The following is a 23,907-nucleotide window of genomic DNA, read 5'->3' on the forward strand; positions in this document are numbered from 1 at the left end:
ATATTAATACGTAAATGGGCTTTTGAAATCTTTAAAAGCAATTAAATTTTTATCTTTTTCTGATAAATTCACATCACTTACATCAATATTCCAATTAATGTTTAAATCACTATCATCCCATTTAATTCCTGAATCGTGATTAGGAGAGTAATAATTATCTACCTTGTAAGAAAAGATTGCTTCATCTGATAACACGACAAATCCGTGAGCAAAACCTCTAGGAACAAATAATTGTCTTTTATTATCAGAAGATAACTCTACTGCTACATGCTTTCCATAATTAGGTGAACCTTCTCTAATATCAACGGCAACATCCAGAACTTTACCTTCAATACATCGAACCAATTTTGCTTGTGCAAATGGTGGTGATTGAAAATGTAATCCTCTTAATACTCCTTTTACCGATTTTGACTCATTATCTTGTATAAAATTAACAGTTCCGATATTACTTTCGAATTCTTTTTGATTATACGATTCTAGAAAGTACCCTCTATTATCACCAAAAACTTTTGGCTCTATAATAATTACTTCAGGGATTTCTGTTTTAGTAAAATTCATAAATACTATTACTTAATAAGATTTAAAAGGTATTGACCGTAATTGTTTTTCTTAAGTTTTTCTGCTAACTCTTTCACTTGCTCTTTATTTATGTATCCCATGTACAATGCAATTTCTTCCAAACAAGCAACTTTTAATCCTTGACGTTTCTCAATGGTTTCAATAAATTGTCCTGCTTCCATCAACGAGTCGTGAGTACCTGTATCTAGCCATGCATATCCTCTTCCCATTAACTCAACTTTCAAAGAATCTCTGTTTAAATATTCTTGATTTACAGATGTTATTTCTAACTCTCCTCTATCTGAAGGTTTTATTCCTTTGGCAATATCAATAACACTATTCGGATAAAAATACAATCCAACAACTGCATAATTAGATTTTGGATTTTCAGGTTTTTCTTCAATTGAGATAACATTTCCTTCTTTATCAAAATCAGCAACACCATATCTTTCTGGGTCATTTACATAGTAACCAAATACAGTAGCTTTATTTTCAGACTCGACATTGCTTTTCGCTTTTTTAAGCATACTTGTTAATCCGTGACCATAGAAAATATTGTCTCCAAGAATTAAACAAACATCATCATTTCCAATAAACTCTTCTCCAATGATAAAAGCCTGAGCAAGTCCATCGGGAGATGGTTGTTCTTCATATGATAATGAAATCCCAAGTTCTTCACCTGTACCTAATAACTTCTTAAAATTAGGTAAATCATGTGGCGTAGATATAATTAGAATTTCTTTAATGCCTGCTAGCATTAATACCGATAACGGATAATAAATCATTGGTTTATCATAAATCGGTAATAATTGTTTTGAAACTCCTTTAGTAATTGGATACAATCTTGTACCCGACCCACCTGCTAAAATTATTCCTTTCATAATTGTTTTTAAAATTAGATTATTGATTATTTTTAAAAAAAAGAGCTTCATAATCTCTTACAATATTTTCCCAATGGTAACCTTCTTGTAGTGATTCTGAAGGAGTAAACTTTGTAAGATCCTTAGTGTCTATTAAAATTTGACTTAACTCATCGAAATCTTTGTAAAAGCCACACTCATTATTTAGGGTAAATCTGTTTTGAGGAATATCAATAGATAAGATTGGTCTACCTGAAACAACCATTTCTACAAGTGAAGGAGCTGTTCCACACAACGTGTGTGTGTGTATATACGTTGCACATTTTCTTCTTACAAGATCTAACTCAGGTTTATTATAAAGTCCATCAATCAGTGTGATATTCTCATAACCTGAATATTTCTTCATAACCTTCATTCCATAATCCGATCTTGATAAATTAGAAATGAGTACAAGTTTTTTATCTAAATTGATAAATGTTTCACACAGCTCTGCAATCATATTATCTTTTAAAGATCGACTAATTGATAGGAAATATTCTTCTTTTAAGAAAGGATATTTTTCGACCATTTCTTTCGTGACGGTCAAAGAATTATTAATTTCTCCTCCGTAAGGAATAACTCTATAATCTGCATTACCTCCTTTTGGAATGAACTGTTTATAGTGTTCATTATCTAAAATTAAAACACTTCTTTTCTTTGCTAACCTAAAGCAGTACCTAAAAAATGCCTTGATAATTTTATTATACTTTGGCCTTTCCCATTCTATTCCTCCAATATTTGTAACTATTGCTTTCTTTTTAAAAATTGATAAAAAAGGAATAATAGGCATTCCTTGAGCTCCTAATAAAAGTAAACCATCAACTTTATAATAACATAAAAGAATAGAATAAAAATCATAGAAAAAGCCCTGATAACCAGCAGCTTTAAAAATTAACTTTTTTACTTCTACGCCTTTTGGAGCAGGTTTAACATACTCAGTATCTGCAGAATTAAAAATAATATACTCAATATTATCTGCTTTTTTTTCCGCTAGATTATTAACTAATTGGTCCCATCCTCCATACTTAGCATATAGACCATGGGAACCAATAATGGCTATTTTTTTCTTCTTTATTCTATTCATATTTTTGTAAGATTATAAATAATCTTGGTAGTAATTATCGATATACTCTTTTAATGCAGCTTTCCAATCTTGCATTATATTTAAACCACGGATATCTAATTTTTTGTTAATTAATCTTTCATTAGGAGGTCTTTCAGCAAAATAGATATCTTTAAAGTGATCAGATTTTACAGCTGTAACTTTAATTTCTTCTTGTAAGTTTAATAATCTTAATAATTCATTAGTAACTTCTAATCTACTAGTTTGTCCACCACATACTAAGTTATATAGTCCCCAGTATTCTTTTTCGATTAATAATTTTACATTCTTAGCAAAATCGTGAGTGTAAGTTGGAGTTCCATCTTTATCATCAACGATGAATAACTCTTTGTTACCATCTTTAATTTGCTTCATTAATTTTTGAATGAACTTTTTATCTTTTTTAGGTCCAGACCCCATCATCCATCCTGCTCTACATACTAAGAATCTATTAGCATTTTCGCAAACATAACGCTCACCCATATATTTAGATCGAGCATAAACTCCTAATGGATTAGGTAAATCCCAATCATCATAAAGTTCTTTCTTACCGTCAAAAATACCGGCTGTACTGATATATAATAATGGAATATTTAAACTATTAGCTATTCTAACAGCATTTTCAACTGCTAATGTATTTGTATTGTAAGTATCATCTTCGTTTTTCTCACAAAACTCTAAATCTGTGTAAGCTCCAATGTGAAAAAGGTAATCAGGATTAAATTCTTTAACATCTTTTTCATAAGCCTCAGCATCTCTGAAGTCTAATAAATTCAACCAATCTTCATTTATATCTTTATCTGTACATTTTAAATCAAAATCACCTTTGAATTGAGTATAAAATGCTTCTCCTAACATTCCACCACATCCTGCTATGTAAATCTTTTTTTTCATTTTTTTTTATTGTTTATTCGTCGTTTCTGTTTTTAATTATTTTTGCTGGTATCCCACCTACTATTGAATATGGTGGTACGTCTTTAGTTACTACGGCTCCAGCAGCAACTACGCTATTTTTTCCAATGGTAACTCCATCTAAAACTCTTGCTCCACTTGCTACCCAAACACCGTCTTCAATAATAATTCCTTTTCGAGATACTCCTTGCTCGTTTATATATTTAGTTACATCGGCAAAGTTATGATTTTCAGAGAATAAAGAAACTCCAGGGCCAAAAATCACATTATTTCCTATAGTTACTTCTCCGCGTACCTGAATAAAACAATTCTGGGCAATTCCTACATTGTTACCAATTATTAAACTTTCACCTAAATCATTAATTACTCCTGTACATTCAATAATTGAATTTCTATGGATAGAAAAGTTATCTCCAATTGTAATTCCATTTGCTGACAGTGCATTAATCTCTACATTATCACCAATAAAAATAGTTTTACCTACGGATATTTTATGCTTAAATTTAATCTTTGCTCTTCTCGCTACAAAGACAAGTCCCTTTGACTTTTTAAGTTGTAGTTTAAGTAGTAATCCTCTAAATATTTGAAAAAATTTAGACCAAAAGATTAGAAACAAGTCATAACTAGATAGCTTGTCATCCAACTTATAATCTTTCTTTCCTAAAAGATGTATTATTTTATTTAGAATACTTTTCATTTAAGTTATCAAATATATTTATTAATCGGTTATAATGCTTTGATTTATCGCTATAATCTTTAATCCAATTATATGAGTTTTGCGATAGTTGATTATAACTCTCTTCACTTACTAAAAACAACGATTCAATTTTATCTGCTAAACTTTGAGAATTATTATGTTCAAAAGCAAAACCATTTTCCCCTTCATTAATTAACTCACCTAAACTTCCTACATTTGAAACAATCACCGGAATACCGTTGATACTGCTCTCGATTAATGAGTTTGGCATATTATCATACCATTTCGAAGGTATTATTGAATAATGATATTTTTCAAAAACTTCATTAATTGTACTTGCCTTTACATAACCTTTAAATTCAACATTTTTCAGGTTTAATCTATTAACCGTTCCTAACTGTTCTCTAGCGTATTGATTATTATTATCTCCGTAAATATCAACCTGAATATTCAAGCTTTTATCAGAAAGTTTATGAATTGCATCAATAAGGATATCAATTCCTTTATCCTCTGCAATTCGACCTACATAGCAAAACTTAATAATATCATTCGTATTGTAAGATCTATCCTTTATTGCTAATTCTTGAAACTTATCAATAAAGGTAGGTACGTGATAAAACTTTGAATTCTTAAATTGTTTAGATTTTTGAATTGTATCTTTAGTAAACTTTGAAGGAGTTATAAAGGCATCTATTTTATCCTCAAATTTTCTGAGCTCATTATATTTTTGAGTTAAATAGTAAACAAAAGACTGGGCAAGACTTCCATGTACACATTTATGTTTTACACTCTTAAATTTATTATTGATACATTGCGTACAAATTTCTCCATCTCGGTAGAATATGTTTTTTGAGCACAATAAATTAAAATCACTTAATCTTAGTACAACTGGTAAATTCTTTTCCTTGCATGCATCAAAAATAGAGGTAGATAATTTATTACCATATTGTAAAACATATGCTAAATCGGGCTTTTCTATCTCTAAAAGTTCTGTTAGTTTATTATATACCTGATTATTGTAAAAGCTATTTTTGATTATTTCTAATTTATCAGAAAATGACAAACTAGATTTTGCTTTATCAACGTGGAAATGTTCAACGACTGGCTTTGCAAAATACTTTGAATATTCACTACTTCTATTTTCTTTAAAATCTAAAGAAAATGGAATTACTTCATGTCCATTATCCTGTAAAAGTTTTGTGATATTGAACAAATACCTCTCTGGACCACTTGCTTCGTAATATCTATAGTGAATTATTACTATTTTCATTTACTCTCTTTAATATTATACACCTTATTTTTCCCAGAAAAATTTGTACATGGTATGATGATCGGACGCGACAAAAGCGTAAAATATTACCAAGTGCAACATTACTAAAAAAATAAAAGTTAAAAAATTATATTTATTCCTCTGTTTATTTTTCCATAAGTACAAAAACAAATAAGAAGTCATTATCAATTGAAAAAATGTAAAGAATCTTACTGGTCTTTGCATTAGTGTGTTATTATAAAACAAAAAGGTTGTTAAAGCTCCAATAAAATATATGTTGTAAAAAAGTCTAAATTTCTTTGGCTCGAAATAACTCTTCATTCTACGACTATATAAAATGATTATAATATTAATCAAAACTGGAAAATAATAACGAGCTCCTTTACTATATTCATGCTCAAAAACCGCCATTCGTTCTGCAATACTTCCATATCTATTATCATAACCAGCGAAAACAATAATCTTTTCAATATACGATAACCAATATGTCCAAACATTAAAACTACTTAACACTACCGCCATAAACAATGCTATGAGTTGTATTTTAGTGCTCTTAAAGAAATCTCTATCTATTCTGAAAATAAAGTAAATCGGAATAAAAATTAACGCAGATTTATGAATTGTATACGATAAAAGAAAACAAAGTAAATACTTAATTAAATTCCTTTCGAGAATGAATCGTGTAGCAAACAAAAATATACAAACAACAATACCTTGCCTTATTTCATTCATTAAAGTAAAGTAAATACCTCCAGTCATTAATACAAATGATAAATATGACAATACTCTTTTCTCCGTTTCAAAAGCCTTTGTAATAAAATAGATTTGGACTAAAGAAGTAATAAAGAAAAACCAAAAGAAGTGTGCCTCAAAAGCTGCTAATATCTGCATCATACTTTTGAATCCTATCTCAAACTTAACAGATTTACTATCATTGTATTTGGCTATATCATCGTAGGATCCTAAATAACTGAAGTAATCTACACCAACATCATATCGTAAACCACATATAATAGCAAAAGCCATTATCAAGAAAAATATTTCTACCTGAAATAAGAACTTCACATTTCTCTCCTGAAACTTGGCAGAAATGTTAGAAAATATCATCATGAAAATGGTTAAAAAACCGTAAACTATTACACTCTGTAGCATTGGTGCTGATATAAATTACAAATTACTTTATCTATTTTTAGATATAAATAATAACGAGTTCAACATATTGTATTTTATCATATAAAACACAAGTTTTTGTTTGAATGGCATTTCTTGAACAGGATAATCCTTCATAGAATTCCAAACATCATCTTTACAGATTCTTTTTAATATTTTCAGTTTCTCTGAATAGTTAATTGCCGCCTTCGATAATCTTACAATTGTATAACGAGCATAACCAATTAAGAAACGATCAACTCTATTTTTATATACACTTTCTTTATATCCTTCAACTTTAAATCTTCTTAGTAATTCTTGATGCAAAATTACCGATTTCTCGAACCTGTCTTCTCTAAAAGTTTTGGTTAATGAATCTTCATTATAACAATAGTAATAGAAAGAATCTGGAATAAAAGCAATTTTATTTGCTTTAGACAAATAATCAATATGATAAATAATATCTTCTGAGATAAACTGTCTTTCTGAACAAAATCTTATTTTATTGTTCTCTATTAAATCTCTTGAATAAATAGCATGCCATACAGACATTCTATATTTTCTTTCTAATGGAGAAGATGGTTTACACGCTATCATGTCCAATAACACTCCATTAACTTCATCTTCAGTACTAAAAATCGTTAAATCATCAACTTCACTAAACGAATGAACCTTTAATTCATCATCCAAATTATTATAACCACAATACACTGTATCTAGGTTATTCTTTTTTGAAGTGTCATATAACTTCTTAAACATGTTCACATCAACATAATCATCAGAGTCGATGTAAGCAATAAACTCTCCTATTGCAATTTCAAGACCTGAATTTCTAGCAAATCCTAATCCTCCATTTTTCTTTTGAACTAATTTAATGCGATCATCTTTGGCAATATACTCCTGATAAATCTCCTTACTATTATCCGGTGACTCATCATCTACCAATATAATTTCAATATCTGTTAATGTTTGATTCACCAAAGAATCTAAACATCTTCTTAGATATTTCTCAACATTGTAAATAGGAACAATTACACTTACTTTAGGTTTGCTTGTTACTGATTCCATATTAATTCATATTTTTTTGCTACACTATTATAGTTATGAAATTCTTTCGCAAAATCGTAACTCTTCGATCCAATTTCAGGAATAAGCTCTTGATTATTTATCAATCGTTCGATTTTATTAAATATATCTTCGCTATTAGGTTTAATATTTTGAACAGGACAAGAATTCCCTAGTAGTTTCTCTACAATTGGTTCATTACCGCTTAATACTACTTTAGAATTCCCAAGACCTAATAAAGCATTCATTCCATAAGAATAAGAACAAGCTTGATCAATAAAAATATTACATTCATCAAATAGCGTAATATATTCTTTGTATGGAATTTTTTCTACAATTGTTATATCTACTTTTTCTGGATAAACAGTTTCAACCTTCTTTAACGCTTCCAAAATATATTCCACTCCTTTTAATGGGCGCCTACTTCCAATTCCAAAAAAGATTTTAACCTTATCCTTTACGATATTTTCCTTTTTGTCTTCCCTTACAATTGTAGGCATTGGAATGTATCCCTTATAGTTTTCAAAAGTATGATATGCATTATGGTAAGTAGAGTTACTAGCTATAACACCATCTAGAGAATCTACAATTCTCTTAGAGTTAAAGTATTCAGACTTTTTGCAGAAGTGAAACAATCGCCAGTTAAGTCCAGCTTTTATTTCATTTTGAAAAGGAGAATATTCTTGTTTAATAAACCCTAGTATTACAAAAATATCATCTCCACAACTATTTAGGTATATTTTTTTATTCCTTTTTCGTAAAATGTTCACGAAATATCGTCCAAATCTTCCTCTTGGAATTACTAATTGTGAAATAGCAACTAGTTGAACCATATCATATCCCTTTAATTTTCTCAACAACCAGAATAATGATAATTGAAAACTTATAAAATTGATATACTTATTCTTAAATTTATTTGGATTGATATTAATATCTCCAGCTAAACTCTTAAAATCATCACCAAAAGAAACCATGGTCACTTCATGTCCATTTTCCTCAAGTCCTTTTTTCAAATTTGTGTGCAAACCACTAAATTCCCCAAATAAGAGTATTTTCATTTTGATTTTCTTAAATGTTAATTTTAAAAATTATTTTTCTAAAAAGAATTGTTAGAATTATAAGGTTTGTTACATAAACTATAAAATTCGCATAAATTAAACCTATAACACCTAACTCATTAAAAAGCATTATCCCTGCCCCTATTCTTAATATTGCTAATGATATTTGTATTATTATAAACTCTTTTGTCATTGCTTTAGCCAGTAATAAATAACCAATCATGAATGAAAAAATCATAAAAAAGTCTCCTATTAACTGAGCGGGCAATAAATCACTCATTATATTAAATTCTTCTGAGAACAAAAGCAGAATTATCCAATCCTTAAAAATTAAAATAAAAAGCGCCAAAAGAAATGTTGCTGGTAGTATTATTTTCATCCCAAACAATAACTCCTTTCTTAACTCTTCATTTTTCTTAAGAGAGGATAGTCTAGGCAAATAATATACACCTAAAGCAACAGTAATAATTTGTGTATAATAACCTGACAACCTTTGTACTCCTTCCCAAATTCCAGCTAAAAAATCAGAAGAATTTGCTATAATGTAACTTCGAAGAAAAATCTGAACTAAAGGCTTCAATAATGTAGAAGTTATAGCCATCAAAGTAAAGGCTAAAAGGCTATTTAATACTCTTTTATCATACTTCTTAAAATCAAAAGAGAAATAATTTCCTTTAATCTTATAAATAATAAGGATTGATACTAAAAAAATTACGGAAGTATTAATTGCTTGAGCAATTAAAGCTCCTTTAATTAAAAAGTACCATGCAAGAAAACCTGAGATTAAAAGTGCTATTAAACTATTAGTTACTTTTATCTTAGTTAAAATTTTATAATTTCGAAATCCATTGATTGTAGCTAATAATAAATTATTGAATGCAAAAAAAGGCAATGTACAAGCGAAAATTATAAAGACATAATAATATTTATTTGTTCCGAATAGAAGATTAGATAAACTATTCGATAAACTCATAACAATTATGCTAATTGTCACACTAAAAAATAAGGTAAAAATGTTTGAAGTGGCCAATACTTTTTTGTTTTCCACTTCTGAATCCGCAATATATTTTGTAACACCTTGACCGAAAGAACCATTAGCTATATTAGTTACTAATTCTTTAAAATTAGTAAACTGTCCCATTAGAGCCACCCCATTCGGTCCAATTGTTATAGCTAAAATTTTGTTTATGATAACACCTACAGCCATTTGAATAATCGATGCAAAAAAGGAAGTAGATAACGCAACGACAAATTCTGATTTTAAAATTTTATTTCTAATAAAATTACTAATCCCCATTAAACTTCAATATATTTTACAACCACAGCAGGATTTCCTGCTGCAATGCAATTTTTTGGAATATCATTTTTTACTACGGAATTTATAGCTACTATACTATTTTCACCTATTGTAACTCCCTTTAAAATTTTACAATCATTGCCCAACCAAACATTACTTCCAATTTTCACATTTTTTATGGAGTAATTATCAGACAATCTACTTTTAGGATCTATAGAGTGAAAATCCGAGTCAAATATTGAAACGTTATTTCCAATTAGTGTTTTTTTCCCAATTTCTATTTTCCCCCCAGCACTTGATACGCTAAAATTATTGTTTATTATAACATTATCACCAATCGTTAATTCTGATGTATCTTTTCTTAGATTCAAATAAGTTATTGAATCAAAAAAACCTTTTCGAAAAGGAATACCAAACTGTACTCCTTTTCCACAATTAATTATCCCTTTTCCGGTTCTCAATTGTGGTTGATGAATAATGTAATCTTGACCAATAATATTAATATCAGATGCTACATTAAAAATCATTCTTTTTAAGAATATATAAATTTTTAAAACGATTCTGAACGCAATTCTAATCATAATTAGATTTTGTTCATTATCGTTACTACCTTATTAATTTCCTCTTCAGACATTACAGGACTTACTGGTAAACTTAAAACCTCTTCATGAATTCTTTCTGTTATAGGAAAAGTCAAATGATTTAAATCACTATAAGCCTGTTGCTTATGCGGAGGAATTGGATAATGAATTAGTGTTTGAATATCATTCTCAAGTAAATATTTCTGTACCTCGTCTCTATTATCCGTTCGAACCACATACAAATGCCAAACATGATTCGTTTTTCCATTTTGTATTACAGTTGAATTTGGTAAAACAAACTTTGAGTTGGTTATGTTTTTATTATAGAATTCAGCAATCTCAATTCTGCGTTGATTATCTTCATCCAACCTTTGTAGTTTTAGATTAAGAACCGATGCTTGAATTTCATCTAACCTAGAATTTAACCCTTGATAAATATTAACATATTTCTTGTTAGAACCATAATTTGCGATAGCACGAATAGTTTTTGCAAGTTCTTCATCATTTGTTGTTACTGCACCTCCATCACCTAAAGCACCAAGGTTTTTACCTGGGTAAAAACTATGTCCAGCAGCGTCACCCAGATTTCCTGTTCTAACATCGCCGTAATAAGCTCCAGCAGCTTGTGCATTATCTTCTACTAATTTCAGATCATATTTATCGATAACCTGCTGTATGTCAGCAACCATTGCGTTTTGCCCATATAAATGGACAATCATGATTCCCTTAGTTCTATCTGTTATTTTTTCTTCTAATTTAGAAGAATCGATATTATAAGTAACTTCGTTAGGCTCTACGAGAACAGGGATTAAGTTATTATCGGTAATTGCTAAAATAGATGCTATATAAGTATTTGCTGGCACAAGAATTTCATCTCCTTCTTTCATTACTCCCATTTGAATATAGGCCTTAAAAATTAATCTAAGTGCATCCAATCCATTTCCTACTCCAATACAAAAATCTGAACCGATATAATTCTTGTACTCGTTTTCGAATGCCTTAACTTGGTTTCCTAACAAATACCAACCAGATTCTACAACCTCTTTAACTACATTTGATAACTCAGGTTCAAAGCTATGATTAATAGCTTTTATATCAAGAAATTTTACCATTATTAATCTTCTTTTACTCTTTTATAAAACTTAGCAGGACTTCCTATATGAATTTCGTAATCAGGAATATCTCTTGTTACTAATGAACTTGCTCCTGCCACAGCATAGTTACCTATCTTTCTTTTCTCTAAAACTCTAGCTCCTAACGTTACATCAGAAACTCTTCCTATTTCAACATACGAACTTGTAATTGAACCCACAGAAAAATGACATAAAGGACCAACTGTTGTATTATGACCAATCATTGAATTAGCCATTATTAAGCAACATATTCCAATTTTAGCTGCTGGTCCAATGTAACAATTAGACATGATAAAAACACCCGGCTCTAATATTGCATTATCAGCAACAAAGGCAGTTTTGTGAACTACAGTTGCAAATCTTTCCTTTGGAATGTTCATTTTTAAGAAAACTTCTTCACTTTTCACATTTCTACCAATCATATGAATAGCATATATAAAGTAATAATCCTCTTTTAAGAATTTCTCAATATCATCGGTACCACCAACTACATCATATCCATTAATTTTTTTTCCTATTTCATAATCATTAATAAATCCGGCAACTTCCCATTCGTAATCATTGAATCTATTTCTATTATCTTCAATACAAGAAGCCACAACACCTCCATTACCTTCACCTCCTATTATAAGAACTTTTTTATTCATTATTCTTATTCTTTTGTTTTATTAAGTTAGATCTATTTATTACTTTTTTTGCTGCTAACACCATTGGAGGACCAATGAATTTTCCATTCATTAAAGCTACTCCTTTTCCATCTATTTTAGCCTTCTCATATAACCTAAGCATTTCTTCAGCGTTTTCAGTCTCTCTTTTTGAAGGAGAAAAATAGCTATGTACTAATGGTAACTCTTTCGGATTAAGAACTAACATTCCTTCAAAACCTAAGTTTTTAGAAAGTTTCAAGTTATATTCTAAATCTTCCATGTCGTGCACATTAATATGAACTGTATCAATAGGTATTACGTTATTAGCTCTTGCCGCCATTGCAATTATAGCTCGTGGAGTAAATAAACTTTGGTGCTCTCTATCGTGTATTCCTTCTAAATCACTAATAAAATCCTCACTTCCGTAGGCAATAGCAATTACTCTATCAGATGCTTTACAAATATCTTGAGCATTCAATACTGCAGCTGAAGTTTCTATTAAAGGAATTAGTTTAAATTTTCCTTTCGGAAATCCTTTTTCGTACTCGATTGTATCCAATAATTTATCAATAAAATAAACGTCTTCTCCAGTATAAGATTTCGGATACATGAAACCATCTACTCCTTCAATAGAAAGTTGCATTAAATCTTTAAGCAGTTGTCCACTCTCCCTATCATTAATTCTAGGAAAAACCATGTGGTCCTTAAAGACTCCATTGTTGATCCTTTCAACTATTCTATCTCGTGCAATTTGTTTATTTGAAATTGGCTGAACAGAATCTTCAATATCTAACAATAATACATCTGCATCTGATCTTGATGCGCTTTCCAGTAATTTTTCATTATGCCCTGGAACGAACATTAAACTGCGTAATAATATATTGCTCATTAGATTTTCTTTTTAATTAATACTCTTCTTCTAAAGCTTAATATTTTCTCACCATGCTGATTCACAGCTACTGTTTCAACATAAACAATACCTCTATCATTCTTACTCTTTGATTCTCGTTTTTCAAGTATCGTTGTACTTGCGTAAATAGTATCATTAATAAAAACTGGTCCAAGATGGTTAACACTTTCATATTCTAAATTAGCAACAGCTTTCCCACTTATATCTGGTACTGTCATACCTACAACAACACTAAATACTAATGTACCAACTACTAATACTTTTGCATGTTGGTTTTTTTCTGCGTAATCACTATTTGTATGAATCGGATGATGATTCATTGTTAGAAGACTAAAAAAATTATTATCACTCTCAAAAATTGTTTTGGAAAGTGTATGATTTATAGTTTCCCCTACTTTAAAATCTTCGAAATAATTCCCTAATTTACTCGCTTCCATGATTAGTTTTCCAATTTAATATTTTTAAATACTCTTGTATATGTGGTGGTTCAACTGCTTTTCCATTGAACACAAAAACAGATGGTTGATTTAAACGTTCAAATTCATCTATGATTTCTTGGGCTTCTTCTATCTCAAGATCAGAATATATTTTATGATTTTTGATTAGATTTAATTGACGTGGATGAATTGCAAATTTAGCTTCAAATCCCATATCACTCGCTAATTCCAACTCCTTTAGAAAAACCTCATCATTCTTTACATCCATACAGGCAATATCAATAGCAGTTAGGTTAAAAGCTTTTGCCATACTAGAAATATTAAATCTTGGTACGGTTAATAAATCTAAATCATGCTTTAACCCAGTTTCATTGCAATAATCCTGACTCCCAAAAGCTAAACCTACCAGATTTAATTTTGTTTGAAGTATTAATTCTTTTAAAAAATGATAAGCTTTTGGATTTTCTATAAGTAAAATTATCTTTTCATCCGTAATTGATAAATCACTTAAAGTATTTTTAACTTTAAGTAAATCATCAATTGTTTCAAATTTTGGAATAATAAAATTCCTAAAGCCAAACTTCAACAGATCTTTCAAAGTCTTTTCTAAAAACACATCTTCTTTGAATAACCTTGGCCTTACGAAGATTGCTTTATTCTCTATTGTTTCAATTTTCTCAAGAACATTAACAACCTCATCTTCTCCAACAGAATCTTCTAAATCTATAATCAGCGTATCAGCTTTTATAGAAATTAATTTCTCCTCTAATTTTGGATGATTTCCTGGTATGAAAAAATATGACTTCATTATTTTTCTCTAAATTTAAGGAAATCGTCATAATTCCTTAGGTAATCTTGCTCGTCATAAAAATGTGACGCTAAAACTAAACAAATGGCTCCTGATGAGAAATTGATTTCTGAAGCCCAAATTCCAGGTGGAATATGTAATCCTTTGTATGGTTGATTTAATTGAACAATTCTTTGCTCTTTTCCATCATCTAGCTTCACCTCAAAACTTCCTGAAGCTGCGATTAAAAACTGATGACAGTCAATATGCGCATGTGCACCTCTACTTTCACCTCCTGGTATATCGTATAAATAAAATACCCTTTTAATATCAAAAGGTATTTCTTTATTGTTCTCAACTGGTGTTATATTTCCGGATCTACTCTTTACGCGTGGTAAATCAATTAACTTACAATCAGATATAGATATATTAACTTTCATTTCCCTTCATTTTTAAATACTCATCTTTATCTCTGATGTAATCATTCTCATCATAACTTGTACTTGATATAACTAATGCTAACGTATTTGTAGCAAAATTTTCCATGTGTCTCCAAACACCACTTGGTACATATAAACCGTAGTATGATCTATTTAATGAAAACTTTTGTTCCTTTTCTCCATCAAAAACTATTACATCAAGACTTCCTGATAATACAATAATAAATTCCTTTTGTTCTTTAAAAGCATGACCTCCTCTAATTTCTCCACCTGGTACATCATAAATCCAAAAGGTTCTTTTAATTTCAAATGGAACATGGGAATTAGACTCAAGAAAACTTAGATTTCCTCTTTCATCTAAAATCTTAGGCAATTGTAATATTTCTACTTTCTCCATCTCAATTATACCTTATAATAATTTTTATACCAATCAATGAACTTTTTAACTCCTTCATTTATTTTAATCTCTGGCTTATAATTATAATCTTTAATTAACTCGTCTACATTTGCCCAAGTTTTCCTAACATCCCCTGGTTGCATAGGTAAAAAATTCTTCTCAGCTATTTTATCAAAATTAATTTCCAACTGTTCAATAAAATCCATTAATTTAACCGAACTACTATTCCCTATATTATAAATCTTGTACAGGTCAATCTCTCTAGGTTCTGACACCAAAATCCTTCTTACACCTTCTATAATATCATCTATAAAGGTAAAGTCTCTTTCCATGTCTCCATTATTAAAAACCCTAATAGAACGGTTACTAGTTAGAGCATTGGCAAATAATATCGGAGCCATATCCGGCCTTCCCCAAGGTCCATATACTGTAAAAAAACGTAATCCAGTAGTAGGCATATTATACAAATGACTATACGTATGAGCCATCAACTCATTACTTTTTTTAGTTGCAGCATATAAACTAACTGGAGTATCTACTCTATCCTTTTCTTCAAAAGGAATTTTTATATTTGTACCATATACACTAGAACTGCTTGCATATACTAAGTGTTTAATAGAAAAACTTCTACAAGCTTCTAATATATTTAAAAAACCAACTATATTACTTTGAACATAAACATCTGGGTTTTCAATGCTATAACGAACTCCTGCTTGAGCAGCCAAATTACATACCACATCAAACTCTTCATTCCTAAATAAAGAAAACAACTCTTCTTTATCTTCTAGGTTTAATCTTATAAACTTTAAATCTATAAAAAGAGTACTTCTATTTTTTTTATAAAATACCTCAGCATCCTCTCTTTTTATTCCTAATTCATTTAGGCGATCATATTTAAGGTTAACATCATAATAATCGTTAATATTATCAACACCTACAATTTCAACACCTTCTTCCAATAACTGTTTACATAAATGAAAACCTATAAAACCTGCGGCACCTGTAATTAAAACCTTCATTATTCCTTTCCTATTCTGTAATATTCAATTCCTTTTTCTACTAAATTATACGCTATATATTGATTTCTTCCATCAAAAATTATCGGTTCAACTAACTGATTTTTAATTTCTTCAAAATCTGGAGAACGGAATTCTTTCCATTCAGTCAATAAAATCAAAGCATTAGCTCCTCGAAGCACTTCATACTTAGAATTTGCATAAGAAATTCCAGATATATCTTTTAAATAAAAATGTTTCGCTTCTTCTATTGCTTTTGGATCATACGCTTGAACTTTTGCTCCTCTTTTAATCAACTCTTTAACAACATAAATAGCAGGTGCTTCACGCATATCATCAGTTCCTGGTTTAAATGCTAATCCCCAAAGTCCAAATACTTTCCCCGCTAAATCCTCACCAAACCTTTTAACAACTTTATCTGCTATTACGTATTTTTGACGATTATTGACAAGTTCAACAGATTCTATTAATTGTGCTTTATAATTATGTTCCTCTGCAATCTTTTTTAACGCTTTCACATCTTTAGGAAAACAAGAACCTCCATAACCTGCTCCAGGATATATAAAACTGTAACCAATTCTAGAGTCTGACCCAATACCTATACGTACATTATTTATATCTGCTCCTACTCGCTCGCAAATATTAGCCATCTCATTCATAAATGAAATTTTAGTTGCTAACATCGCATTAGCTGCATATTTAGTCATTTCAGCAGAACGTATGTCCATACCTATAAATCGCTCTCTAGACATTGTAAACGGTGAATACAACTCTCTCATTTTATCAAATGCATAATCAGACTCAGCTCCTATCACCACTCTATCTGGTTTCATAAAATCATTTATTGCATCACCTTCTTTTAAAAACTCAGGATTAGAAACAACATCAAATTTTAACTCTACATTTCTTAGCTTTAATTCCTCTAATATTGTTTCTTTTACTTTATCAGCAGTTCCTACTGGAACTGTCGACTTATCTACTACGACCAATCGACGATTCATTTTTTGCCCAATCTCTTTAGCTACTGATAAAACATATTGTAAATCAGCTGATCCATCTTCGCCCATAGGTGTCCCCACTGCTATAAAAACTATATCTGTTTCTTCTATTGCTTCTTCTAACTTTGTTGTAAATAATAAATTTTTATTCTTTACATTTTTTAGAACCATTTTTTCTAAACCTGGTTCATAAATAGGGATTATTCCCTTATGTAATTTATCTATTTTTTCTTGATCAATATCTACGCAAGTAACTTTATTTCCCATTTCTGAAAAACATGTTCCAGATACTAACCCTACATAGCCTGTTCCTATAACTGCTATATTCATTTATTATTTACCTTTAATTTTTAAACTTTCTTTATCATGTACTTCTTTTCGCAAACCACTACTTGAAAAGCGGTGTTCTCTTTTATTAAAATACAACTTCACTCCAGTTTTTTCACAATAATCCCTTCCTGTAAATTGCTTGTTTGCATATTCTTCTCCTATTACACGAACATCAACTTTAAAAGAACGTAAAATATCTTCTAAATCCTGTTCTGTAGCATAAGGAACAATTTCATCTACATATTTACAACCTTTCAATTGAATGTATCTTTCTACAACTGACTGAACTGGATGGTTTTTTTCAGGCCTATCTATGGTTGGATCTGTTTGCAATCCACAAATTAAGTAATCGCATTGGCGTTTTGCATCTTCTAACATTTTAATGTGCCCAGCATGAAGTAAATCGAAGGCACTAAAAGTGATTCCTATTTTCATTCCCCTTTTTTATTTGCAAATATATTGATTCTTTTATAATAGAAAATGTTTTTCTCCTAATTTCACCAATCCCTTATTTCTTATATCATGTACTATTTGAATAGAAGGTTTTGCATCAATCAAACCAAAACCATTTCCTTTCAAAATTTCTCTATAACTATGTGTATGCAATTCTGTAAAACCTCCGCTAAATTCTATCTCCTCTCCATTTACAGTGATTGAACGATATGTTCTTTGCCCTTTTTCTTTTATTTCTTTCGGAAGTGAACTTTCATCTATAGATAAAAACCAACGTACTCTTGCTTTTTCAAACTCTAAATACCCAGCTGCTTTATCTTTTTCTCTAAGATGTACTATATTTTCTTGCACCTCTCCAAAAACCCAAGATAACATATCATAAAAATGAATACCAATATTAGTAGCTACCCCCCCTGATTTACTTTGGTCACCTTTCCAAGATACATCATACCAATTACCACGTGAAGTAATATATGTTAAATCAACATCATATTTCTCTTTCTTAACTTCACTATCTACTTTATTTTTTAAAGCAATAATACTTGGATGCAAACGCAATTGAAGAATTGTGTTGATTTTATTTCCTGATTCAGCTTCTATTGCTTGTAACGCATCAACATTCCATGGATTTAAAACCAATGGTTTTTCACAAATAGCATCAGCACCTCTTCTCAAAGCCATTCTTATATGAGAATCATGTAAGTAATTTGGTGTACAAATACTCACATAATCTAATTGAATATCTTGTTGACGTTTTATTTTTTCAATATGACGATCAAATCTCTCAAACTCAACAAAAAAATCAGCATTTGGAAAGTAGCTATCCATAACTCCAACACTATCAAATTTATCAAGCGCCGCTATTAAATCATTTCCTGTATCTTTTATCGCCTTTAAATGACGTGGAGCTATATAACCTGCAACCCCTATTAAAGCAAAATTTTTCATTACAAAGTTCTATCTATTAATTCCTGAGATAAAAAACCTTTTACATCATAAACTACGGCATCTCTTTTTTTCAGTCTTTCTAAATCTATTTCTTTAAATTCATTATGAGATACTGCTAAAACAACTACATCATACTTTTCTCCATAAAGATCTTCTTCTAATTGAAGATCATATTCTATTTGCACTTCTTCTTTTTTAGCCCATGGGTCATAAACATTTACATTTACACCATAATCTTTAAGTGCATGACACACATCAATCACTTTGGTATTTCTTATATCTGGACAATTTTCTTTAAAAGTAATTCCCAAAATTAAAACCTCTGCATTTTTCACTTTTACATCTTCCGAAATCATCAATTTTACAACTTCTGAAGCTACATGGCTCCCCATACTATCATTTAATCTTCTTCCGGATAGTATTATTTCTGGATAATAACCAAACTGTTGCGCTTTTTGAGCTAAATAAAATGGATCAACTCCAATACAATGTCCTCCTACTAATCCTGGTTTGAATGGTAAAAAATTCCATTTTGTAGCTGCTGCCTCCAACACTTCACTTGTATTAATGTTCATTAAATTGAAAATCTTAGCAAGCTCATTAACAAAAGCTATATTTATATCTCTTTGGCAGTTTTCTATAATTTTAGAAGCTTCTGCTACTTTTATTGATGAAGCCATATGTGTTCCTGCATTAATAACTGACTTATACAAGTTATCAACTTTCAATGCTGTTTCTTGAGTAGAACCTGAAGTTACTTTTAAAATATTCTCTACAGTTCTAATTTTATCTCCAGGACTTATTCTTTCTGGTGAATACCCTACATAAAAATCTTTATTAAATTCGAGACCTGAAACACTCTCCAATACAGGCACACAATCTTCTTCAGTAGCACCAGGATATACAGTTGACTCATAAATAACAACATCTCCTTTACTCAAAACATTACCAATTGTTTTACTCGAACTTATAAGAGGGGTTAAAATAGGCTGGTTATTTTTATCTACTGATGTTGGAACAGTTACTATATAAAAATCACAACTTTCAATGTCTTTTTCATCTGTAGTAACAAACAAACCTTTCTTTCTTTCTGAATTGTTTGATACTAGTACAGATTTTAGCAAATTATTATCTACCTCTAATGTTACATCTATACCTAATCTTAATTCCTCAACTCTTTTTGCCTTTATATCAAAACCTACTACAGAATATTTTTCTGCAAATAACCTTGCCAATGGCAAACCGACATAACCTAATCCAATAATTGCAATCTTTGGTGCACTCATCTCTTACTCCTAACTAAATACCTTATAAAATAGCTTACGAAATTACAAAAAACATTATTAACTAATTGTTACAAAACAAAAAAGTCTTTATCATAAATAGATAAAGACTTTTTCATATTTTTTAATTTACATTATTTCAAAACATCAAACAAATATTGAATCTCTTCTTTAATCAAAACTTGTTGATTTCCTACAAATAAACCATTCTCATGTAAATACTTTGCATTTTTTAATTCTCCATGAATTTCATAATCAAAATACTTCATTACCTCATTTTGTGTAAAGTCTCCCGTAACAATTGGTCTACATTCTATTCCGTTATCAAACAACTTTGCCACCACTTCTTTTCTACTCAAATTTGACTCTGGCTTAATTATTAATGAAAACCCAAACCAAGAACTTTTACTTATCTCTTTTTGTATTATAAAATCTTTATGATCTTTAAACAACTCAACAAAGAAACTTGCATTTTCTCTCCTGTTTTCAATAAAAGAAGGTAGTTTTTTTAATTGTTCAACCCCTATCGCTCCACTCATTTCTAGTGGCCTTACATTATATCCAGGAAGCACAAACCTAAACGATTCTTCAAACCAATCATCGCTTTTATTAGACACTAAATTGTTTTTAGGTAAATTTCTTGTCCAACCGTGGGCTCTTATCGATAATAATATATGATACAATTCCTCATCATCTGTTGTTACAAAACCACCTTCCATCGTAGCCATATGATGCGAGAAAAACGTAGAAAAAGTTCCCATTACACCAAAAGTACCTGCTTGCTTATCTTTATAAGTAGCCCCCATTGACTCACAATTATCTTCTATCAAGAAAATATCTTTTCCTTCTATAATACTATTAATCTTATCAAAATCATTTGGATTCCCTAAAAGATTAACAACCATTATCATCTTGGTTTTATCTGATATTGCAGATTCTAAAGCCTCTAAATCATAATTTAAAGTTTCTAAATCAATATCTACAAACTTCAACTTTAAACCATATTGCTGTAAAGGAAAATATGTTGTAGACCATGATACTGCTGGAACTATAACTTCATCTCCTCTTTTTAACTTTGGATTCTTAGTAAAAAAAAGAGCGGCTACTGCTAATAAATTAGCTGTAGACCCAGAACTTGTCATAACACAATATTTAGAATCCAAATACTTTGAAAAATCATTTTCAAATTGCTTCACACTATCTCCCATAGTGTACATATCTTTATCTATTACCGATTGTATTGCGGCTAATTCTTTTTCATCCCATGTAGAGGATGCTAACTTATACTGCTTCATTGAACTCTTCTTTTTTATAATATTCAAATGTTTTTTTAACCCCTTCTTTTAAAGAAGTCTTATAACGCCAACCAAATTCGATAAGTTTTGAATCATCTATTAATTTCTGCTTCATTCCCACCGGCTTAGTTAAATCGTGCACAAATTGTCCTTTATAACCTATTACTTCAGCTATTTCTTTATAATACTCATTAATAGTATAATCATGACCTAATCCCACATTTATATTTTGTGGCATTGTATCAAACTTATTAATAGCATAAAAAATAAAATCTGCTAAATCTTCTGCATACATAAACTCTCTTCTAGCCAATCCGTCTCCCCAAATATCTATCTCTTGCTGATTTGCTAATGCAGCATCATAAATTTTTCTAATAACCGCCGGTATCATATGAGAATTCTTAGGACTAAACTTATCATATTTACCGTATAAATTACAAGGAATTACTGTTTTATAGTTTTTTGTTTTATCTTCTTTCATTATGTATTCACACAATCTAGTAGACATTACTTTCGCTATAGCATATCCTTCATTTGTAGGTTCTAACTCTCCTTTCAAAATAAGATCTTCAGACAATGGGTTCTTTGCATCTCTTGGATACATACACGAACTTCCTAAGTTCAGTAAGTTTTTCACCCCATTATTTTTAGCAGCCATTATTATATTTCTTCCCATATCAATATTGTCTACTAAAAAACTCACTGGTTCAGCTATATTAGCTTGAATCCCTCCTACTTTCCCTGCAGCATGAATAATAAATTCTGGCTGATTATCTTTTATATAATTACACACCGAGTTATAATCCAATAAATCTAACTCTTGACTTGTTGGAGTTAAAAACTGATGTTTTGAAGCTTCAGAATACTCTAAAATATTCTTCCCCACCATACCTGATGCTCCTGTTAATAATATTTTCATCTTCTACTCGAAATAATTATTTGTGTAGTATCCTCCTTGCTTTAAGTATTGATCTTTGGTCATCAATTTAAGGTCACTTTGCATCATATCTTTTACTAAAGCAGGTAAATCATATTCTAATTCCCAACCTAATTTTTCTTTAGCCTTGGTTGGATCACCAATTAATAAGTCTACCTCAGTTGGCCTGAAGTATTTTGGATCTACCGATAAAACTTCTTTACCTATTTCTACTTGATACTTCGGATTATTACAAGCTTTTACATAAGCTTTCTCATCAACACCAGTTCCTTTAAACTCTAATTCAATTCCAGCTTCATTAAAACTCATTTTAACAAAATCACGTACTGTTGTTGTTTTACCTGTTGCAATTACCCAATCTTCTGGTTCATCTGCTTGTAATATCATCCACATCATCCGTACATAATCTTTTGCATGTCCCCAGTCTCTTTGAGCATCTAAATTCCCTAAGTAAAACTTATCTTGTAACCCTAAAGCTATTCTAGAAGTTGCTCTAGTTATTTTTCTTGTAACAAATGTTTCCCCTCTAATTGGCGATTCATGATTAAATAAAATACCATTACATGCATACATACCATATGCCTCTCTATAATTTACCGTTATCCAATACGCATACATTTTTGCAACAGCATAAGGACTTCTAGGATAAAAAGGTGTAGTTTCCGATTGAGGCACCTCTTGAACCTTTCCGTAAAGCTCTGATGTTGATGCTTGATATATTTTTGTTTTCTTTTCTAACCCTAATAATCTAACAGCATCCAAAATACGCAAAGTTCCAAGGCCATCAGCATTACCTGTATATTCTGGTATTTCAAATGAAACATGAACATGACTCATTGCTGCCAAATTATATATTTCATCTGGCTGAATCTCCTGAATTAAACGAATAATATTTGTACTATCAGTCATATCACCATAATGTAAAAAGAAATTTCTATCTTCTACATGAGGATCCTGATATATATGATCTACTCTATCTGTATTAAACAAAGATGTTCTTCTTTTCAATCCGTGGACCACATATCCTTTCTTCAATAAAAACTCACTCAAATAAGCTCCATCCTGACCTGTTACACCCGTAATTAACGCTACTTTTCTAGTACTCATAATCGTTTATTAAATTAAGCAACCACTTCGTTACCTTTATTATATTTATTTCTTAATTTATTGATGCTTTTATCTTATAAATTAATCACATCAACTTCATACAACCTATCCTTATAATCTCTCACCATCAAACATACTTTACACCTAAGTTTAAAGTTCTCTTCTCAACAACTTCACATCTTAATAGAATAGCTTACGAAA

The 23,907-nt window shown here is 30.1% G+C and carries 26 protein-coding genes; all 26 read right to left on the reverse strand.

Annotated features, from left to right (window positions below; all coding sequences use genetic code 11):
• Positions 1–3: 3 nt before the first annotated feature.
• Positions 4–558 carry a dTDP-4-dehydrorhamnose 3,5-epimerase gene (gene rfbC / locus MHN29_RS18010; RefSeq protein ID WP_235276083.1) on the reverse strand — a complete coding sequence of 185 codons (555 nt, stop codon included), beginning with the start codon at positions 556–558 and terminating at the stop codon, positions 4–6.
• 8 nt (positions 559–566) lie between these two features.
• Complete coding sequence (gene rfbA / locus MHN29_RS18015; protein ID WP_235276084.1) at positions 567–1,439, reverse strand: glucose-1-phosphate thymidylyltransferase RfbA; 873 nt, start codon at positions 1,437–1,439, stop codon at positions 567–569.
• 19 nt (positions 1,440–1,458) lie between these two features.
• Entirely contained in the window at positions 1,459–2,541 is a 1,083-nt protein-coding gene (locus tag MHN29_RS18020) for a DUF1972 domain-containing protein (protein WP_235276085.1), read from the reverse strand.
• A 12-nt stretch (positions 2,542–2,553) separates the two neighbouring features.
• Entirely contained in the window at positions 2,554–3,453 is a 900-nt protein-coding gene (locus MHN29_RS18025; protein WP_235276086.1) for an NAD(P)-dependent oxidoreductase, read from the reverse strand.
• 13 nt (positions 3,454–3,466) lie between these two features.
• The gene (locus MHN29_RS18030) at positions 3,467–4,168 is read right to left on the reverse strand and encodes an acyltransferase (RefSeq protein ID WP_235276087.1); all 702 of its coding nucleotides are present in this window, start codon (positions 4,166–4,168) and stop codon (positions 3,467–3,469) included.
• A complete protein-coding gene (locus tag MHN29_RS18035; RefSeq protein WP_235276088.1) occupies positions 4,149–5,438 on the reverse strand; it encodes a glycosyltransferase family 4 protein in 1,290 nt (429 codons plus the stop codon). Before MHN29_RS18035 ends, MHN29_RS18030 begins: the two co-directional genes overlap by 20 nt.
• A gap of 24 nt (positions 5,439–5,462) precedes the next feature.
• Positions 5,463–6,548 carry an EpsG family protein gene (locus MHN29_RS18040; RefSeq protein ID WP_235276277.1) on the reverse strand — a complete coding sequence of 362 codons (1,086 nt, stop codon included), beginning with the start codon at positions 6,546–6,548 and terminating at the stop codon, positions 5,463–5,465.
• A gap of 69 nt (positions 6,549–6,617) precedes the next feature.
• On the reverse strand, positions 6,618–7,655 hold the full coding sequence (locus MHN29_RS18045; protein ID WP_235276090.1) for a glycosyltransferase: 1,038 nt from the start codon (positions 7,653–7,655) through the stop codon (positions 6,618–6,620).
• Positions 7,643–8,710 carry a hypothetical protein gene (locus tag MHN29_RS18050; RefSeq protein ID WP_235276091.1) on the reverse strand — a complete coding sequence of 356 codons (1,068 nt, stop codon included), beginning with the start codon at positions 8,708–8,710 and terminating at the stop codon, positions 7,643–7,645. Before MHN29_RS18050 ends, MHN29_RS18045 begins: the two co-directional genes overlap by 13 nt.
• 10 nt (positions 8,711–8,720) lie before the next feature.
• Complete coding sequence (locus MHN29_RS18055; RefSeq protein WP_235276092.1) at positions 8,721–10,007, reverse strand: O-antigen translocase; 1,287 nt, start codon at positions 10,005–10,007, stop codon at positions 8,721–8,723.
• Entirely contained in the window at positions 10,007–10,588 is a 582-nt protein-coding gene (locus MHN29_RS18060) for an acyltransferase (RefSeq protein ID WP_235276093.1), read from the reverse strand. Before MHN29_RS18060 ends, MHN29_RS18055 begins: the two co-directional genes overlap by 1 nt.
• Positions 10,589–10,590: 2 nt before the next feature.
• Complete coding sequence (locus tag MHN29_RS18065) at positions 10,591–11,700, reverse strand: DegT/DnrJ/EryC1/StrS aminotransferase family protein (RefSeq protein WP_235276094.1); 1,110 nt, start codon at positions 11,698–11,700, stop codon at positions 10,591–10,593.
• 2 nt (positions 11,701–11,702) lie between these two features.
• Positions 11,703–12,368, reverse strand: coding sequence for a hypothetical protein (locus MHN29_RS18070; RefSeq protein WP_235276095.1), 666 nt, complete (start codon positions 12,366–12,368; stop codon positions 11,703–11,705).
• Positions 12,361–13,257: a CoA ester lyase gene (locus MHN29_RS18075; protein ID WP_235276096.1), complete on the reverse strand. Its 897-nt coding sequence runs from the start codon at positions 13,255–13,257 to the stop codon at positions 12,361–12,363. The genes MHN29_RS18070 and MHN29_RS18075 overlap by 8 nt, the downstream gene beginning before the upstream one ends.
• Positions 13,257–13,715, reverse strand: coding sequence for a MaoC family dehydratase (locus MHN29_RS18080; protein WP_235276097.1), 459 nt, complete (start codon positions 13,713–13,715; stop codon positions 13,257–13,259). Before MHN29_RS18080 ends, MHN29_RS18075 begins: the two co-directional genes overlap by 1 nt.
• Positions 13,702–14,523, reverse strand: a complete 822-nt coding sequence (locus tag MHN29_RS18085) for a CoA ester lyase (protein ID WP_235276098.1) — start codon at positions 14,521–14,523, stop codon at positions 13,702–13,704. The genes MHN29_RS18080 and MHN29_RS18085 overlap by 14 nt, the downstream gene beginning before the upstream one ends.
• Positions 14,523–14,942, reverse strand: coding sequence for an FdtA/QdtA family cupin domain-containing protein (locus tag MHN29_RS18090; protein ID WP_235276099.1), 420 nt, complete (start codon positions 14,940–14,942; stop codon positions 14,523–14,525). The genes MHN29_RS18085 and MHN29_RS18090 overlap by 1 nt, the downstream gene beginning before the upstream one ends.
• On the reverse strand, positions 14,932–15,339 hold the full coding sequence (locus MHN29_RS18095; RefSeq protein ID WP_235276100.1) for an FdtA/QdtA family cupin domain-containing protein: 408 nt from the start codon (positions 15,337–15,339) through the stop codon (positions 14,932–14,934). The genes MHN29_RS18090 and MHN29_RS18095 overlap by 11 nt, the downstream gene beginning before the upstream one ends.
• Positions 15,340–15,344: 5 nt before the next feature.
• Positions 15,345–16,358, reverse strand: a complete 1,014-nt coding sequence (locus tag MHN29_RS18100; RefSeq protein ID WP_235276101.1) for an NAD-dependent epimerase — start codon at positions 16,356–16,358, stop codon at positions 15,345–15,347.
• Positions 16,358–17,683 carry a UDP-glucose/GDP-mannose dehydrogenase family protein gene (locus tag MHN29_RS18105; protein WP_235276102.1) on the reverse strand — a complete coding sequence of 442 codons (1,326 nt, stop codon included), beginning with the start codon at positions 17,681–17,683 and terminating at the stop codon, positions 16,358–16,360. The genes MHN29_RS18100 and MHN29_RS18105 overlap by 1 nt, the downstream gene beginning before the upstream one ends.
• 3 nt (positions 17,684–17,686) lie before the next feature.
• Positions 17,687–18,118, reverse strand: a complete 432-nt coding sequence (locus tag MHN29_RS18110; RefSeq protein ID WP_235276103.1) for an adenylyltransferase/cytidyltransferase family protein — start codon at positions 18,116–18,118, stop codon at positions 17,687–17,689.
• Between the two features lie 33 nt (positions 18,119–18,151).
• Positions 18,152–19,084 carry a Gfo/Idh/MocA family protein gene (locus MHN29_RS18115; protein ID WP_235276104.1) on the reverse strand — a complete coding sequence of 311 codons (933 nt, stop codon included), beginning with the start codon at positions 19,082–19,084 and terminating at the stop codon, positions 18,152–18,154.
• Entirely contained in the window at positions 19,084–20,370 is a 1,287-nt protein-coding gene (locus MHN29_RS18120) for a nucleotide sugar dehydrogenase (RefSeq protein ID WP_235276105.1), read from the reverse strand. The genes MHN29_RS18115 and MHN29_RS18120 overlap by 1 nt, the downstream gene beginning before the upstream one ends.
• 131 nt (positions 20,371–20,501) lie before the next feature.
• Positions 20,502–21,662, reverse strand: a complete 1,161-nt coding sequence (locus MHN29_RS18125; RefSeq protein ID WP_235276106.1) for a DegT/DnrJ/EryC1/StrS aminotransferase family protein — start codon at positions 21,660–21,662, stop codon at positions 20,502–20,504.
• Entirely contained in the window at positions 21,649–22,581 is a 933-nt protein-coding gene (locus MHN29_RS18130) for a GDP-L-fucose synthase (RefSeq protein ID WP_235276107.1), read from the reverse strand. Before MHN29_RS18130 ends, MHN29_RS18125 begins: the two co-directional genes overlap by 14 nt.
• A gap of 3 nt (positions 22,582–22,584) precedes the next feature.
• Positions 22,585–23,706 (reverse strand): GDP-mannose 4,6-dehydratase, encoded by a 1,122-nt coding sequence (gene gmd, locus MHN29_RS18135; RefSeq protein WP_150901352.1) that lies wholly within the window; start codon positions 23,704–23,706, stop codon positions 22,585–22,587.
• Between the last annotated feature and the right edge of the window lie 201 nt (positions 23,707–23,907).

It is taken from the genome of Tenacibaculum sp. Cn5-46 (genome assembly GCF_022347705.1).
GTDB lineage: Bacteria > Bacteroidota > Bacteroidia > Flavobacteriales > Flavobacteriaceae > Polaribacter > Polaribacter aiptasiae.

Excerpts from the sequence above, each read along its gene's own strand:
- rfbC (WP_235276083.1), bottom strand. The coding sequence starts at position 558 with ATGAATTTTACTAAAACAGAAATCCCTGAAGTAATTATTATAGAGCCA.
- rfbA (WP_235276084.1), bottom strand. The coding sequence starts at position 1,439 with ATGAAAGGAATAATTTTAGCAGGTGGGTCGGGTACAAGATTGTATCCA.
- MHN29_RS18020 (WP_235276085.1), bottom strand. The coding sequence starts at position 2,541 with ATGAATAGAATAAAGAAGAAAAAAATAGCCATTATTGGTTCCCATGGT.
- MHN29_RS18025 (WP_235276086.1), bottom strand. The coding sequence starts at position 3,453 with ATGAAAAAAAAGATTTACATAGCAGGATGTGGTGGAATGTTAGGAGAA.
- MHN29_RS18030 (WP_235276087.1), bottom strand. The coding sequence starts at position 4,168 with ATGAAAAGTATTCTAAATAAAATAATACATCTTTTAGGAAAGAAAGAT.
- MHN29_RS18035 (WP_235276088.1), bottom strand. The coding sequence starts at position 5,438 with ATGAAAATAGTAATAATTCACTATAGATATTACGAAGCAAGTGGTCCA.
- MHN29_RS18040 (WP_235276277.1), bottom strand. The coding sequence starts at position 6,548 with ATGATGATATTTTCTAACATTTCTGCCAAGTTTCAGGAGAGAAATGTG.
- MHN29_RS18045 (WP_235276090.1), bottom strand. The coding sequence starts at position 7,655 with ATGGAATCAGTAACAAGCAAACCTAAAGTAAGTGTAATTGTTCCTATT.
- MHN29_RS18050 (WP_235276091.1), bottom strand. The coding sequence starts at position 8,710 with ATGAAAATACTCTTATTTGGGGAATTTAGTGGTTTGCACACAAATTTG.
- MHN29_RS18055 (WP_235276092.1), bottom strand. The coding sequence starts at position 10,007 with ATGGGGATTAGTAATTTTATTAGAAATAAAATTTTAAAATCAGAATTT.
- MHN29_RS18060 (WP_235276093.1), bottom strand. The coding sequence starts at position 10,588 with ATGATTAGAATTGCGTTCAGAATCGTTTTAAAAATTTATATATTCTTA.
- MHN29_RS18065 (WP_235276094.1), bottom strand. The coding sequence starts at position 11,700 with ATGGTAAAATTTCTTGATATAAAAGCTATTAATCATAGCTTTGAACCT.
- MHN29_RS18070 (WP_235276095.1), bottom strand. The coding sequence starts at position 12,368 with ATGAATAAAAAAGTTCTTATAATAGGAGGTGAAGGTAATGGAGGTGTT.
- MHN29_RS18075 (WP_235276096.1), bottom strand. The coding sequence starts at position 13,257 with ATGAGCAATATATTATTACGCAGTTTAATGTTCGTTCCAGGGCATAAT.
- MHN29_RS18080 (WP_235276097.1), bottom strand. The coding sequence starts at position 13,715 with ATGGAAGCGAGTAAATTAGGGAATTATTTCGAAGATTTTAAAGTAGGG.
- MHN29_RS18085 (WP_235276098.1), bottom strand. The coding sequence starts at position 14,523 with ATGAAGTCATATTTTTTCATACCAGGAAATCATCCAAAATTAGAGGAG.
- MHN29_RS18090 (WP_235276099.1), bottom strand. The coding sequence starts at position 14,942 with ATGAAAGTTAATATATCTATATCTGATTGTAAGTTAATTGATTTACCA.
- MHN29_RS18095 (WP_235276100.1), bottom strand. The coding sequence starts at position 15,339 with ATGGAGAAAGTAGAAATATTACAATTGCCTAAGATTTTAGATGAAAGA.
- MHN29_RS18100 (WP_235276101.1), bottom strand. The coding sequence starts at position 16,358 with ATGAAGGTTTTAATTACAGGTGCCGCAGGTTTTATAGGTTTTCATTTA.
- MHN29_RS18105 (WP_235276102.1), bottom strand. The coding sequence starts at position 17,683 with ATGAATATAGCAGTTATAGGAACAGGCTATGTAGGGTTAGTATCTGGA.
- MHN29_RS18110 (WP_235276103.1), bottom strand. The coding sequence starts at position 18,118 with ATGAAAATAGGAATCACTTTTAGTGCCTTCGATTTACTTCATGCTGGG.
- MHN29_RS18115 (WP_235276104.1), bottom strand. The coding sequence starts at position 19,084 with ATGAAAAATTTTGCTTTAATAGGGGTTGCAGGTTATATAGCTCCACGT.
- MHN29_RS18120 (WP_235276105.1), bottom strand. The coding sequence starts at position 20,370 with ATGAGTGCACCAAAGATTGCAATTATTGGATTAGGTTATGTCGGTTTG.
- MHN29_RS18125 (WP_235276106.1), bottom strand. The coding sequence starts at position 21,662 with ATGAAGCAGTATAAGTTAGCATCCTCTACATGGGATGAAAAAGAATTA.
- MHN29_RS18130 (WP_235276107.1), bottom strand. The coding sequence starts at position 22,581 with ATGAAAATATTATTAACAGGAGCATCAGGTATGGTGGGGAAGAATATT.
- gmd (WP_150901352.1), bottom strand. The coding sequence starts at position 23,706 with ATGAGTACTAGAAAAGTAGCGTTAATTACGGGTGTAACAGGTCAGGAT.